Origin of the sequence: Profundibacterium mesophilum KAUST100406-0324 (assembly GCF_009835145.1) — a bacterium.
GTDB classification, from domain to species: Bacteria; Pseudomonadota; Alphaproteobacteria; order Rhodobacterales; family Rhodobacteraceae; genus Profundibacterium; species Profundibacterium mesophilum.
Genome location: NZ_APKE01000026.1, coordinates 89,445 through 102,699, shown reverse-complemented (window position 1 = coordinate 102,699; position 13,255 = coordinate 89,445). Strand labels below are relative to the sequence as shown.

Genomic DNA, 13,255 nt, shown 5'->3' with positions numbered 1-13,255 from the left:
TCCTACAGATCGAAAGATAGGCAAATGCGAGTGACATGCGATGGAATTCGTTCATACACAAAACAGGTTTCTGAAGGCGTCTTTGGCCTTCGCGGTGACCAGCTTGATGGGCATGATGCTGGGACTGGTCCTGCTATCGGATCGCATGTCGCATCTGCATAACAGCGCGCTGCAGGAGATGGGCCCGCCGCTGGACGATCTCGATTACGCCCTTTCGGCCTTTTCGGGCGCGCTCGCACGCAGCAGCCTGGAGCGTCTCGACCACGAAGGGCTGCTCTCGCAGTTGCGCCATCTGGAAGATATCTACGCGAACGCCGCCCTGCGCGCCGCGCCGCCGCCCGGTGGCCATGGCAAGGTCGGGATCGACGCCACCATGCTGGCCTCGATCGGCACGGCCGTCGAGCAGGCGCGCTTCGTTCTCGATCAACCGCCGCGGGCGGGCGCGATCACCACGCTCGGGGAGGTGTTCCACCTCTTGGCACGTTCCGTTCATCGCCGGCTCGACGCGGCCAGCGCGCTGCGCTCCCGCGAGATTCACGGCGCACATGCCATGATGATCACGACCTCGCGCCGCCTCACCGCGATCGGGCTCATCGCGACCTTCGGCTCCCTGCTGCTCACGGCGCTCTTTGCCCGGCAGGCAGTGCGCGAGAAACGTCTGCGCCGCGAAAAGACGCAGCTGCTGCAATCGGCTCAGGCCGCGAGCCTGGCCAAGGACGAATTCATCGCCGTGATCAGTCACGAGCTGCGCACGCCGCTCACCTCGATCAAGGGCGCGCTCTCGCTGGCGGGTTCCGGCACGCTGGGCAAGCTCGAGGCACCGCTGACCGAAGTGCTCAACATCGCGCGTCGAAATGCCGACCGGCTGACGCGGATGGTGAACGATCTCCTGGATATCGAGAAGGCGCGCTCGGGCAGGATCAGCATGGAATGCCGGCCGATGGATCTCGGGGCGGTGATCGCGGCGGCGGTGCAGGACAACGCCGATTTCGCCGCCGCGCGCGGGGTGCGCTTCAGCTACGATCCGCCCGCCGCACAGGTGCGGGTGAACGGCGATGCGCAGCGCCTGTCACAGGTCGCCTTCAACCTGATGTCGAATGCCGCGAAATTCTCGCCGGACAATTCCACGGTGCGCGTCGCGATCGAGACGAGCGGCGGCAGGGCCGTGCTCAAGGTCATCGACGAGGGCATCGGCATCGCCCCCGAGTTCCACGACCGCGTCTTCGATCGCTTCAGCCAGGCCGACAGCTCCGACACCCGCACCTTCGGCGGCAGTGGCCTCGGGCTGAACATCTCGAAGGTCATCGTCGAACAGCATGGGGGCCGGATCTGGTTCGACAGCACGCTTGGCGAGGGCACCGTGTTCTCGGTGGAACTCGGACTGCTCTTCGGCGGCGAGCACGAGCGCCCCCAGATGCGCCTCGCAGCCCGGCACGGCACGCCGGCCATCGCCGCCTGACACGGGCGGGGGGCGGATCACGCCCGCCGCCCCGCCCGGCCCATCCCCCCCCGGCGCAAGACACGGCGGGGGAGGGCCTTCGGATCACAGCTGCGCCATCACCTCGTCTGTGGTCTCGAAATTGGCGGTGACGTTCTGCACGTCGTCGTCATCCTCGAGCGCCTCCATCAGCTTCATCAGCTTCTGCATGCCCTCGAGATCGAGCTCGGTCGAAGTCTGCGGCCGCCAGACGAGCTTGGTGCTCTCGCTCTCGCCAAGCTCGGCCTCCAGCGTGCCGGACACCTCGGCCAGATCGGTATCGGCGCACCAGACGACATGGCCCTCCTCGGAGCTTTCCACATCCTCAGCGCCCGCCTCGATCGCGGCCATCATCACCGTGTCGGCATCGCCCACCTCGGCAGGATAGAACACCTGCCCCTTGCGATCGAACATGAAGCTGACCGATCCGGTCTCGCCCAGGTTGCCGCCGTTCTTGGAGAAGGTGGAGCGGACGTTGCTGGCGGTGCGGTTGCGGTTGTCGGTCATCGCCTCGACAATGATCGCGACGCCGTTCGGGCCATAGCCCTCGTAGCGGATCTCGTCGTAATTCTCGGCATCGCCACCGATCGCCTTCTTGATGGCGCGGTCGATCACGTCCTTGGGCACCGATTGCGACTTGGCCTCCTTGACCGCGAGGCGCAGCCGGGGGTTCTTGTCGGGATCGGGATCGCCCATCTTCGCGGCGACGGTGATCTCCTTGGCGAGCTTAGAGAACAGCTTGGAGCGGGCCGCATCCTGACGGCCCTTGCGGTGCTGGATATTCGCCCATTTTGAATGGCCTGCCATGGCGCGCCTCGTCCTTTTCAAGTCTTCCGAATGACCGGCATCTCATAGGACGAAGGCGCGCGCGCTTCAAGCCTCGGGCATGGCGGCGCCGTAGGCGAATGCCGCGCCGCCGGGCGCCGTCAGCACGAGCCGCGCCCCCGCCCCCTCCCGCAGGGGAACGCGCGGGCGGGCGGAACCGGCGGGCCGGGCGATCTCGGCGCGCCAACCGTGGCCGCATCCCGCGAGGGGCACGCTCCAACCGCCGGCGGGGCTTTGCGCGGGGCGCGCGGCGGTGCAGAGCTGCCCGTCCGAAAAGCGGACGGTCGCCGTGTCACGGTAGAGCAGAACCGCCTCGGGATACGCCTCGGCACCCCCCAAGGGGGCGGCCGCGTCCGGCAGGGTGCCGCATCCCGCCAGCAGCAGCGCGGCAAGGAGCATTCCGCGCATCAGATCGGCCAGATCAGCGGGATGACGAGCGCCGCCGTCAATCCCAGGATGATGTTCAGCGGAATGCCCACCTTCATGTAGTCGGTGAAGCGATAGCCGCCGGGACCGTAGACGAGCATGTTCGTCTGGTAGCCGATCGGGGTCGAGAAGGCCGCCGAGGCGGCGAACATCACCGTGACGACGAGCGGGCGCGGATCGAGACCGAGCGCCAGGCCCAGCTCGATCGCGATCGGGGTCAGGATGACCCCCACCGCGTTGTTCGAGACGAGCTCGGTCAGGGTGGAGGCGATGAAATAGACGCACAGGATGATCGCGATGGGCGGCAGCCCGCTCAGCCATGGCTCGATGAGACTGACCAGAAGCGCCACGGAGCCCGAGGCCTGCAGCCCCGCCCCGACCGCGAGCATGGCGAAGATCAGGGCGAGCAGACGTCCCTCGACGAAGGAGAACGCCTCGTCCGCGTCGATGCAGCGCGTCAGCAGGATGATCGCGACCGCCACGACCGCGAGGCCGAAGATCGGCGCCACCCCGAGCGCGGCCAGCACCACGACGCCGGCCAGGGCCCCGATCGCGATCCAGGCGCGGCCCCTGCGATAGGCCTGCACCGTGGGACGGGCCACGTCGACCAGTTCCATGTCGGCGGCAAGCCGCTGGATGTCGCCCGGCGTGCCCTCGAGCAGCAGCGTGTCGCCGACGCGCACGACCAGGTCGTCGAGCTGACGGCCGATATTCTGGTTCCGCCGGTGCACGGCGAGCGGGTAGACGCCATAGCGCCGCCGCAGGCGCATCGCCCCGAGCGAGCGGCCGATCATCCGGCAGCCCGGCGTGATCAGGACCTCGACCGTCTCCGTGGCAACCGAGCTGAGCTTGTCGACGCTGCGCAGGTCCTTGTTCTGCTGAAGGCTCAGCAGCTCGGCCATCTCGGTGCGCAGAACCACCCTGTCGCCGGCCTCGAGATGCACGGCACGCATGTCGCGACGCAAGGAGGCATCGCCGCGCAGGACGTCGATCACCCGGACGCCCTCGCGCCGGAACAGCTCGACATCCATTACCGGCTGGTCGATCAGGGCACTGCCCTCGGGCACGGCGACCTCGGTGAAATACTTCATCTTGCTGCGATCGCTCAGCATCAGGCCCATCGACTGGCGCTCCGGCAGGAGCTTGCGTCCGATGAGCGCCATGTAGAGCCCGCCGATCGCCACCTGCACGATGCCGAGCGGGGCGATCTCGAAGATCGAGAAGGGCTCGAGCCCCGCGCTGCGCGCCACGCCGTCCACCAGCAGGTTCGTCGAGGTGCCGATCAGGGTGAGCATTCCGCCAAGGATCGCCGCATAGCTCAGCGGCATCAGGAGCTTGGACGGCGAGATGCCCATCCGCTTGGCCAGCTGGATGAAGATCGGGATCATCACCACCACGACGGGCGTGTTGTTCATGAAGGCCGATCCCATCGCCACCGCGCCAAGGCACAGCAGGAGCGTCATGACGGGGGCGGTATCGGCGCCCTTCTCGGCATGTTCCGTCAACCATTGCAGCGCGCCGGTGCGCACCAGCCCCCCCATGATCAGGAACATCGCCGCGATCGTCCAGGGCGCCGGGTTGGCCAGCACCTCGAGCGCCGCCTCATAGGGCAGCAGGCCTAGCGCGAAGAGAAGCGCCGCGCCGCCGATCGCCACCACCTCGGTGGGATAGATCTCCGAGACGAAGAGCGCGAACATGGCAAAGACAACGCCGAAGCTGAGCAAGGCCTGGACGGTCGGATCGAAGGTCAGAAACGTCATCGCACCCCGGCAACACTCGGCACACCCCGCGCGGGCGCCGCTGGACAGCTTAGCGCGCGGCGCCGCCGGCACAAGCGCATCGGTGGGTTCATGCGCCCACGGGCTCGAGAAGTCCGCCGCGGCGGAACATGCGCACCGAGACGGCGCGCCCCGTCGCATCATCGGTCTCCACCAGCAGGCCCGACAGCGTCGCCTCTCCCCGCGCGGGCTCGAAGCGCGCCTTCGGCATGCCGGTGACGAAGCGGCGCAGCGGCTCGTCCTTCTGCATTCCGATGACCGAATTGTAGTCGCCGCACATGCCCGCATCGCTCTGGAAGGCGGTCCCGCCCGGCAGGATCATCGCGTCCGCCGTGGGCACATGGGTATGCGTGCCGACGACCACGCTGGCGCGCCCGTCGCAAAAATGCCCCATGCCCATCTTCTCGGATGTCGCCTCGCAATGGATGTCGACGAGGGCGGCGTTCACCTGCCGGCCGAGCGGCGCGGCGTTCAACACCCTGTCGATCGCCGAGAAGGGATCGTCGAAGGGACGTTTCATGAAGACCTGTCCCAAAACCTGGGCCACGAGGATCTTGCGCCCGCCGGGCACGTCGAAGACATGCGCCCCCCGTCCCGGGGCCGACTTGGAGAAGTTCAGCGGCCGGATGATGCGCGGCTCGCTCGCGCAGACCTGCAGCATGTCCTTCTGATCGAAGGCATGGTCCCCGAGCGTCAGCACATCGGCCCCCGCATCGAGCAGGAGCCTGGCATGCGCGCCGGACAGTCCCGCGCCACCGGTCGCGTTCTCGCCGTTGACCACGACGAAATCGAGCCGCAGCTCGTCGCGCAGCGCCGGCAATGTCCGCGTGATGGCGGCGCGCCCCGCGCGGCCCATCACGTCACCGAGAAAAAGAAGCCTCATGACGAAGCCCTAAGCCATCGATGCCCCCGATGACAAGCGGGTGCCGCGGCGCTCATGCCGCGCCCGCCACAAGCACACCCGCCTCGGTCACGATCATGTCGAGCGGCTGATCGGTCGGCTCCGCCGGCACGCGATCGACCTGCTGCGCGGCATAGGCAAAGCCGATCGCGATCACCGGCCCGGCCCGTCGCAGGACCGCCAGGGTGCGGTCGTAATACCCCCCGCCATAGCCCAGCCGGTTGCCCTGCGCATCGAAGGCGAGCAGCGGCAGAACGAGCACCTCGGGCACGAGCCACTCGCCCGCCTGCGGGATCATCACCCCGAACGGGCCTGGGACCAGCGCCGCGTCCGGTGTCCATTCGCGGAAACGCAAGGGGCGGCGCGCGGCCTCGATGACCGGAACGCCGACGGCGCTGTGCCGGACGGCCAGCGCCATCGCGCCGCGCGGATCGATCTCGTCGCGGATCGGCAGGTAGCCCGACATGACCCGCCCCTTCTGACGCGCAAGGAGCGTGCCCAGCGCCGCGACCCCTGCACCGGCGGGGGCGGCCGCATGGGCCTCGGCGCGGCGGGCGGCGCAGATTGCGCGCAGGGCCGCCTTCTCTTCCTCGCGGCTCATAACAGGAGCAACGCGGCGAGCCCCAGGAAGGCGAAGAAGCCGACGATGTCGGTGACCGTGGTCACGAAGGCCCCCGAGGCCAGCGCCGGATCGACGCCGACCTTCTCGAGGGTGAGCGGCACGAGGATGCCGGCGAGGCCCGCCACGACCATGTTGATGATCATCGCCGCCCCGAGCACGATGCCGAGCATCGGCGTGCCGAACCAGACGACGCCGACGACGCCCATGATCACCGCGAAGATGCAGCCGTTGATGAGCCCGGCCGTGATCTCGCGCCGGATGACCCGCAGCGCGTTCGCCCCGGTCAGATCGCGCGTGGCCAGCGAGCGCACGGCGACGGTCAGCGACTGGGTGCCGGCATTGCCCCCCATCGAGGCGACGATCGGCATCAGCACGGCGAGCGCGACGATGGCGGCCAGCACATCCTCGAACTGGGCGATGACGATGCTCGCCAGGATCGCGGTGAGCAGGTTGACGAAGAGCCAGGGAAAGCGTTGCCGGGCGATCTGGAGCGTCCTGTCGCTCAGGCTCTCGTCGCCGACACCGGCGAGGCGCAGAAGGTCCTCCTCGTTTTCCTCGCTGAGCACCGCCATCGCGTCGTCGATGGTGATGACCCCGACGAGGCGCCCGTCCTCGTCAACGACAGGCGCCGAGATCAGGTGATACTGGTTGAAGGCGTAGGCCACGTCCTCCTCGTCCTGGGTGACGGGGATGGTCCTGAAACTCGGCTCCGCCAGGTCCATCAGCGCGATGTCGCGGCGCGAGGACATGACCTTGCCGAGCGTCACGTAGGCGACCGGCTGATGGCGCGGATCGACGAGGACGATATGGTAGAACTGGTCCGGGAGATCCTCCTTGGCCCGCATGAAGTCGATCGCGTCCCCCACCGTCCAGTGGGCGGGGGCCGTGACCACCTCGCGCTGCATCAGGCGGCCGGCGGAGTATTCGGGGAAGCTGAGCGCCTGTTCGACCGCCAACCTGTCCGCGGCGCCCAGCGCGTCCAGGATCTCGCTTCGCTGGGCTTCGTCGAGATCCTCGATCAGGTCGACGACATCATCGGATTCAAGCTCACGCACGGCATCTGTCAGCACGTCGGGCGCAAGGGTGGCGATGACCTCCTCGCGCACGCTCTCCTCGAGCTCCGACAGGATATCGCCGTCGAATTCATGCCCGTAGAGCGCGATCAGCCGGTCGCGCGGCTCGCGGTCCATCTGCTCGAGCACGTCGGCGATGTCGGCGGGGTGCAGCGGCTCCATCAGCGCGGTCAGCGCGGCCGCATCCCCCGCCTCGGCGGCCTCGCGGATCGCCCGGACGGTGCGCGCATCGAGCCCGTAGGCGTCGCCCTGATCGTCCTCGAGATGCTCGTCGATCACGTCGTGCTCGGCCATGTCGCGCCTCCTTGGCAATGTTTGGCGGACAATAGGTCACACCCGTGACCTCTGCCAGTGGCAGCCCGGATTTACCTGCGGTGCGGCGCGCTTTAACGTGGCGCCGTCCAGCCGCACGAAGGAGCCCGCCCGAATGACCGACCTGATCCTCGGCCAATTGCTGATCTTCGAGGACGACCCTTTCGGGCCCGAACCATGGGCCGCCGCGCGCCATGTGCGCAGGGGCGCGATCGCCGTCGAGGCCGGCCGCATCGTTCAAACCGGTGATGCGGACGCGCTGCGCGCCGCCCATCCACGCGCCCGGTGCACGGACATGGGGGCGGCGCTGCTGCTACCCGGTTTCGTCGACGCGCATATGCATTACCCGCAGACGGCGATGATCGCGAGCTGGGGCAAGCGGCTCATCGACTGGCTCGAGACCTACACTTTCCCCGAGGAGGCCAAATTCGCCGATCCCGCCTATGCCGCCGAGATCGCCGGCCGCACGCTGGATCTCGCCCTTGCGCATGGCACGACCAGCCTCACCAGTTTCTGCACCATCCATCCCGCCAGCGTCGACGCCTTCTTCGAGGCGGCCGAGGCGCGCGGCATGGCCGTGGTGGCGGGCAAGACCTGCATGGATCGCAACGCCCCCGAGACCCTGCGCGACAGCGCGCAATCGGCTTATGACGACAGCCTCGCCTTGCTGATGCGCTGGCACGGCAAGGGACGCGCGCGCTATGCCATCACCCCGCGCTTCTCGCCCACCTCGAGCGGCGCGCAGCTCGAGGCGCTGGGCGCGCTCTGGGCCGCGCATACCGACTGCCTGATGCAGACGCATCTGAGCGAGCAGGTCGACGAGGTGGCCTGGGTGCGCCAGCTCTACCCCGAGGCGCGCGATTATCTCGACACCTACGAGATGCACGGGCTCCTGGGGGCGAACGGGCTCTATGGCCACGCGATCCATCTCGAGCCGCGCGAGCGCGACAGGCTGCGCGAGACCGGCGCGGCCCTCGTCCATTGCCCGACATCGAACACGTTCATCGGCTCGGGGATCTTCGATCTGGCGGCGCGGGCACGGGAGGGGCAGAGACTGGCGCTCGCCACCGATACCGGCGGCGGCTCGTCCTTCTCGATGCTGCGCAGCATGGCCGCCGCCTACGAGATCGGGCAGCTTGCCGGCACCGCGCTCCACCCCGCGCAGCTCCTGTGGCTGGCGACCGAAGGCTCGGCGCGGGCATTGCGCGCGGAAGCGGAGATCGGCACGCTCGCGGCGGGCAGCATGGCGGATATCGTGGCGCTCGACCTCGCCTCCACCCCGGCGATCGCCCAGCGCGCACGCCGCGCCGAGGATCCGTGGGAGGCGCTCTTTCCGACCATCATGATGGGCGACGACCGCGCGATCGCCGGTGTCTGGGTGGGCGGCACCCGGCACGATGCGGGCGCCGCGGCTCCGGATCGGAAGACCTAGCGCCGGGGCAGGATGACCGCTCCGTCCGTCGGCGAGAGGACCGCCCCTTGCGGGCAGGGCGCGGCGGTCAGCATCGTCCAGTAATCACCCGCCCGTGCCATGCCGAACAGCGTCGCGCGGGGGTCGAGAATGTTGGCCCGGTGTCCCGGCGAGGCCATCCAGGCCCGCAAGACGCGCGGCAGGTCGCCATAGCCCTCGGCGACGTTCTCGGCGGCAAAGCAGGCCAGCAGCCCCTGCCCCCTCACCCGCTCCATCGGGCCGCTGCCGCCCTGCCCGTCATGACCCATGCGCCCGCTGCGCTGCATGTAGAGCGCATGGCCCCGGGCGGCCGCGTCGAGCCGGTCGTCGCGGCGCAGGGCACCGTGCCCGGCCGCGCGGCGGATGGCGGCGAGGGCCGGGGCGGCATCGTCGCGCGCCGTGGCCGGCTGCACGGCCACCGGCGCCATGCCCGGCGCCGTTGTCCGCACGGACGGTGCGGCGCAGCCGGCGGCGAGCAGGGCAAGGCCGAGGCCTGCCGCGCGGCGCATGGTGCCGCCCGCACTCATTCGGCGGGGTTTCCGCCCGCCACGCCGATCGTCTCCCCGACCATGTAACCGCCTTCCTGGCTGGCCAGGAACACGAAGGCCGAGGCGATCTCGGCAGGCTGCCCGGGCCGACCCATCGGATGGCCCTCGCCGAAATGCTGGACCTTCTCCTGCGGCTGGCCGCCGGAGGGCTGGAGCACCGTCCAGAAGGGACCCGGCGCGACCGCGTTGACGCGCACGCCGTGCTCGATCGCCTGCTCCGCCAATGCCTTGGTGAAGTTCAGGATCGCGCCCTTCGTCGAAGCGTAGTCGAGCAGGTTCGCCGATGGCTTGTAGCCCTGCACCGAGGAGACGTTGATGATGCTGCCGCCGGGCGGCATCAGCGGCAGCGCCGCCTTGCAGATCCAGAACATCGCGAAGACATTGGTGCGGAACGTGTCGACGAACTGCTCGGTGGTGATGTCGAGGATCGAGGGCTGGCTGACCTGCTTGCCGGCGTTGTTCACCACGATGTCGAGCCCGCCGAGCTTCTCGGCGCTGTCGGCCACCAGCTTCTCGCAGAACGCCTCGTCCTTCAGATCGCCGGGCATGGCATGGATCGTGCCGCCCTCCTTGCGCAGAAGCTCGATCACCTCGTCGGCATCGGCCTGCTCGTCGGGCAGGTAGTTGATCACCACGCTGGCGCCTTCGCGCACATAGGCGATGGCCGCGGCGCGGCCGATCCCGCTATCGCCCCCGGTGATGAGCGCGTGCCGGCCCTTCAGACGGCCGAGGCCGACATAGCTTTCCTCGCCGTGATCGGGCTGCGGCTCCATCCGGCGGGCCTCGCCGGGCTTGGGCTGCGGCTGCTCGGGAAAGGGGGGTTGGGGATACTGGTCGCGCGGATCGCGCATTTCCCACTGGTTACGGGTCTTGCCTGACATGTCTTTTCTCCATCGGAATCGCGATTGGAAACGGGATGCCGTGCCGCGGCACGGGGCCTCGGACCGGTCTTCCCTGTCAAACGCGCGCGCCGGGGGGCACGGTTCCCGAGCCTCGTTGATATACCGCGCGGCCTAGCCCGCGAGGGCCCGCGCCATGCGGCGCTGCGCGTCGATGATCGGCGCGAGCGGGGTGCTGACAAGGGTGCCCTCGGCCACGATCGGGCGCCCTTCCACCAGCAGGTCGCGCACCCGCATGGGTCCGGCCAGCAGCAGCGCCGCCAGGTCCCAGCTCCCCGCCGCCTCGATGCCCTGCATGTCCCAGACCGCGACGTCGCCCCGCGCGCCCGCCTCGATCCGTCCGATATCGGTCCGGCCCAGCGCGGCGGCGCCGCCGAGGGTCGCGATCTCGAGCGCTTCCCGCGCGCTCATCGCGGCGGCGCCGGACACGGCCCGCTGCAGCAGCATCGCCTGGCGCGCCTCGGCAAGCAGGTTGCCCTGATCGTTGCTCGCCGAGCCGTCGACGCCCAGGCCCACGCCGATCCCCGCATCGCGCATGGCCCGCACCGGCGCGATGCCCGATCCCAGCCGGCAATTGGAACAGGGGCAATGGGCGACGCATGTCCCGGTCCGGGCGAAAAGGGCGATCTCCGCAGGGTCGAGCCTGACGCAATGCGCGTGCCACACATCGGGCCCTGTCCAGCCGAGATCCTGCGCGTATTGCCCCGGACGGCACCCGAACCTTTCGAGGGAATAAGCGACATCCTCCTCGTTCTCGGCCAAATGCGTGTGCAGCCGCACCCCCTTGTCGCGCGCCAGGATGGCCGCGTCGCGCATCAGCTCGCGGCTGACCGAGAAGGGCGAGCACGGGGCAATCCCGACCCGCAGCATCGCGCCCTCGGCGCTGTCATGGAAGGCGTCGATCACCCTGATGCAATCCTCGAGGATCGCCGCTTCGCGCTCCACGAGGCTGTCGGGAGGAAGACCGCCGGCGCTGCGCCCGATCGACATCGCGCCCCGGGTGGGATGGAAGCGCAACCCGATCTCGCGCGCCGCCTCGATCGTGTCGTCGAGCCTTGCGCCGTTGGGATAGAGGTAGAGGTGATCCGAACTGGTGCTGCAGCCCGACAGGGCCAGCTCGGCAAGGCCGGCCATCGCCGAGACACGCATCTCCGCGGGCCCCATCCGTGCCCAGATCGGGTAGAGCGTCTCCAGCCAGCCGAAAAGCAACGCGTCCTGCGCGCCCGGAACGGCGCGGGTCATGCTCTGGTAAAGATGGTGATGGGTGTTCACGAGGCCGGGCGTGACGAGGCATCCACGGGCATCGATCACCTGCGTGCCGGACGCGACCGGCACCGGCGCGCCGACATGGACGATGCATCCGCCGTGGATCACGATGTCGCCATCCACGATCTCGCGCCGCTGCGCGTCCATCGTCACGATCAGCGCCGCACCGCGCAGCAGGACGGCGCCGCGGCCGCCGAGCGGCGCAGCTTCGAGGGCCGGGTTCACCCCCCCGCCAGGCGTGCGCAGGCGGCGGCGTGGATCTCAAGATTGGCCGCCGCGACGATGCGCCCGCCGTGACGCGCGGGGCCGCCATCCCAGGTCGTGACGACGCCGCCGGCCGCCTCGATCACGGCCATCGGCCCATGAATGTCGTAGGATTGCAGCCCCGCCTCGATCACCAGGTCGACCTGCCCCGCCGCAAGCAGCGCGTAGCCGTAGCAGTCGAGCCCGTAGCGCGTGAGCTTCGCCGCGCGCGAGACGGCGGTGAAGGCCGCATGCTCCTCCTCCGTGCCGATCTCGGGAAAGGTGCTCAGGACGATCGCCTCGTCCAGGCCGCGCGGAGGACGCGTGCGCAGACGCCGCCGCCCGAGCGGCCCATCCCAGAAGGCACCGCCCGGACCGCCGAAGAACCGCTCCTTCGTGAAGGGCTGGTCGATCAGGCCGAGCACCGGTCCCTCGTCACCGCCCACCGCGACCAGCACCCCCCAGGTCGGCGCCCCGCACAGATAGGCGCGGGTGCCGTCGATCGGATCGAGTACCCAGCACAATCCGCTCTGCCCGTCGCTGTGGCCGAATTCCTCGCCAAGGATCGCATCCTGCGGGCGCCACTCGCCCAGCACCGCCCGCATGGCCGTCTCCGCCGCGCGGTCGCCCTCGGTCACCGGGTCGAACCCGCCGACGCGCTTGTTGGACACGTCGAGCGCGTCGCTTCTGAAATGGCGCAAGGTGGCGGGGCGGGCAGCATCGGCCACCGCGTGGGCCACCGCCTCGAGATCGGCGAGCGTGTCGGTGTCGATCTGGCGCACGGGGTCCCCTTCGATGGCCTGCTTCTGGCCGCCACTGCTAGGATCGCCCGCCCGCCGGGTCAAGCCGGCGGCGCGCGATGGCCGGCGGCACCCGTCACGCCCTGGCATGCCCGCCTCGCCGGAACAGCCCATGCGGACGGGCCATGCCGAGGACCGGGTCAGGCGACGTCGCTGAGCACCCGCGCAAGCTCGAAGAGGCGCCGTCTCTGGGCCTCGGGGATCGCGTAATAGGAGCGGACGAGCTCGAGCGCCTCCTTGTCGGCGAGGATGTCTTTCGGCAGCCCCCTCTCGTCGGTGGCCACGGCCTTGTCCTCCATCCCCTCGAAGAAGAAGGCGACCGGAACATCGAGCGCCTCGGCGATGTCCCACAGGCGCGAGGCGCTGACGCGGTTCGTCCCGGTCTCGTATTTCTGGATCTGCTGGAATTTGATTCCGACACGTTCTGCCAGTTGCTGCTGGGTCATGCCGATAGTCCAACGGCGGTGACGCACGCGCTTGCCGACATGAACGTCCACTGGATGTTTCATCATACGCTTCCTGTTCAGTGCCGCTGAAGATGCGGACTCGACCCCTCGCAGTGCAACCTAAACTTATCGTCAGGTTCGTCTTACTCACCCATAAGGCGTCATTGTATACACGCTATGATGGCATTC

Annotated in this window: 13 protein-coding genes; 2 read left to right on the top strand and 11 right to left on the bottom strand. The window is 69.0% G+C overall.

Annotation, left to right across the window (positions count from 1 at the left end; genetic code table 11):
• The first annotated feature begins 40 nt into the window (after positions 1-40).
• On the top strand, positions 41-1,459 hold the full coding sequence (locus PMES_RS11390; protein ID WP_159965813.1) for a sensor histidine kinase: 1,419 nt from the start codon (positions 41-43) through the stop codon (positions 1,457-1,459).
• Positions 1,460-1,543: 84 nt separating this feature from the next.
• On the opposite strand, the gene PMES_RS11385 is transcribed toward PMES_RS11390, so the two are convergent.
• The 6 genes from PMES_RS11385 to mgtE form a co-directional block, all read right to left on the bottom strand.
• Positions 1,544-2,284: a YebC/PmpR family DNA-binding transcriptional regulator gene (locus PMES_RS11385; RefSeq protein ID WP_159965812.1), complete on the bottom strand. Its 741-nt coding sequence runs from the start codon at positions 2,282-2,284 to the stop codon at positions 1,544-1,546.
• A gap of 66 nt (positions 2,285-2,350) precedes the next feature.
• The gene (locus PMES_RS11380) at positions 2,351-2,710 is read right to left on the bottom strand and encodes a hypothetical protein (protein ID WP_159965811.1); all 360 of its coding nucleotides are present in this window, start codon (positions 2,708-2,710) and stop codon (positions 2,351-2,353) included.
• Entirely contained in the window at positions 2,710-4,488 is a 1,779-nt protein-coding gene (locus PMES_RS11375; protein ID WP_159965810.1) for an SLC13 family permease, read from the bottom strand. Before PMES_RS11375 ends, PMES_RS11380 begins: the two co-directional genes overlap by 1 nt.
• A gap of 88 nt (positions 4,489-4,576) precedes the next feature.
• On the bottom strand, positions 4,577-5,389 hold the full coding sequence (locus PMES_RS11370) for a TIGR00282 family metallophosphoesterase (RefSeq protein ID WP_159965809.1): 813 nt from the start codon (positions 5,387-5,389) through the stop codon (positions 4,577-4,579).
• Positions 5,390-5,441: 52 nt separating this feature from the next.
• Entirely contained in the window at positions 5,442-6,008 is a 567-nt protein-coding gene (locus tag PMES_RS11365; protein ID WP_159965808.1) for a 5-formyltetrahydrofolate cyclo-ligase, read from the bottom strand.
• The gene (gene mgtE / locus PMES_RS11360) at positions 6,005-7,396 is read right to left on the bottom strand and encodes a magnesium transporter (RefSeq protein ID WP_159965807.1); all 1,392 of its coding nucleotides are present in this window, start codon (positions 7,394-7,396) and stop codon (positions 6,005-6,007) included. The genes PMES_RS11365 and mgtE overlap by 4 nt, the downstream gene beginning before the upstream one ends.
• A gap of 133 nt (positions 7,397-7,529) precedes the next feature.
• On the opposite strand from mgtE, the gene guaD reads away from it, so the two are divergent.
• Positions 7,530-8,846, top strand: coding sequence for a guanine deaminase (gene guaD / locus PMES_RS11355; RefSeq protein WP_159965806.1), 1,317 nt, complete (start codon positions 7,530-7,532; stop codon positions 8,844-8,846).
• On the opposite strand, the gene PMES_RS11350 is transcribed toward guaD, so the two are convergent.
• The 5 genes from PMES_RS11350 to PMES_RS11330 form a co-directional block, all read right to left on the bottom strand.
• The gene (locus PMES_RS11350) at positions 8,843-9,391 is read right to left on the bottom strand and encodes a CAP domain-containing protein (protein ID WP_159965805.1); all 549 of its coding nucleotides are present in this window, start codon (positions 9,389-9,391) and stop codon (positions 8,843-8,845) included. The genes guaD and PMES_RS11350 overlap by 4 nt on opposite strands.
• Positions 9,388-10,293 carry an SDR family oxidoreductase gene (locus PMES_RS11345; RefSeq protein WP_159965804.1) on the bottom strand — a complete coding sequence of 302 codons (906 nt, stop codon included), beginning with the start codon at positions 10,291-10,293 and terminating at the stop codon, positions 9,388-9,390. Before PMES_RS11345 ends, PMES_RS11350 begins: the two co-directional genes overlap by 4 nt.
• Before the next feature lie 132 nt (positions 10,294-10,425).
• Positions 10,426-11,724: an 8-oxoguanine deaminase gene (locus tag PMES_RS11340; RefSeq protein WP_159965870.1), complete on the bottom strand. Its 1,299-nt coding sequence runs from the start codon at positions 11,722-11,724 to the stop codon at positions 10,426-10,428.
• Between the two features lie 74 nt (positions 11,725-11,798).
• Complete coding sequence (locus PMES_RS11335; protein WP_236549789.1) at positions 11,799-12,593, bottom strand: inositol monophosphatase family protein; 795 nt, start codon at positions 12,591-12,593, stop codon at positions 11,799-11,801.
• A 167-nt stretch (positions 12,594-12,760) separates the two neighbouring features.
• Entirely contained in the window at positions 12,761-13,129 is a 369-nt protein-coding gene (locus tag PMES_RS11330; protein WP_159965802.1) for a helix-turn-helix domain-containing protein, read from the bottom strand.
• Between the last annotated feature and the right edge of the window lie 126 nt (positions 13,130-13,255).

What these genes read in the sequence shown, in the direction of transcription:
- PMES_RS11390 (WP_159965813.1), top strand. Translation starts at nt 41, where the DNA reads ATGGAATTCGTTCATACACAAAACAGGTTTCTGAAGGCGTCTTTGGCC.
- PMES_RS11385 (WP_159965812.1), bottom strand. Translation starts at nt 2,284, where the DNA reads ATGGCAGGCCATTCAAAATGGGCGAATATCCAGCACCGCAAGGGCCGT.
- PMES_RS11380 (WP_159965811.1), bottom strand. Translation starts at nt 2,710, where the DNA reads ATGCGCGGAATGCTCCTTGCCGCGCTGCTGCTGGCGGGATGCGGCACC.
- PMES_RS11375 (WP_159965810.1), bottom strand. Translation starts at nt 4,488, where the DNA reads ATGACGTTTCTGACCTTCGATCCGACCGTCCAGGCCTTGCTCAGCTTC.
- PMES_RS11370 (WP_159965809.1), bottom strand. Translation starts at nt 5,389, where the DNA reads ATGAGGCTTCTTTTTCTCGGTGACGTGATGGGCCGCGCGGGGCGCGCC.
- PMES_RS11365 (WP_159965808.1), bottom strand. Translation starts at nt 6,008, where the DNA reads ATGAGCCGCGAGGAAGAGAAGGCGGCCCTGCGCGCAATCTGCGCCGCC.
- mgtE (WP_159965807.1), bottom strand. Translation starts at nt 7,396, where the DNA reads ATGGCCGAGCACGACGTGATCGACGAGCATCTCGAGGACGATCAGGGC.
- guaD (WP_159965806.1), top strand. Translation starts at nt 7,530, where the DNA reads ATGACCGACCTGATCCTCGGCCAATTGCTGATCTTCGAGGACGACCCT.
- PMES_RS11350 (WP_159965805.1), bottom strand. Translation starts at nt 9,391, where the DNA reads ATGAGTGCGGGCGGCACCATGCGCCGCGCGGCAGGCCTCGGCCTTGCC.
- PMES_RS11345 (WP_159965804.1), bottom strand. Translation starts at nt 10,293, where the DNA reads ATGTCAGGCAAGACCCGTAACCAGTGGGAAATGCGCGATCCGCGCGAC.
- PMES_RS11340 (WP_159965870.1), bottom strand. Translation starts at nt 11,724, where the DNA reads ATGGACGCGCAGCGGCGCGAGATCGTGGATGGCGACATCGTGATCCAC.
- PMES_RS11330 (WP_159965802.1), bottom strand. Translation starts at nt 13,129, where the DNA reads ATGAAACATCCAGTGGACGTTCATGTCGGCAAGCGCGTGCGTCACCGC.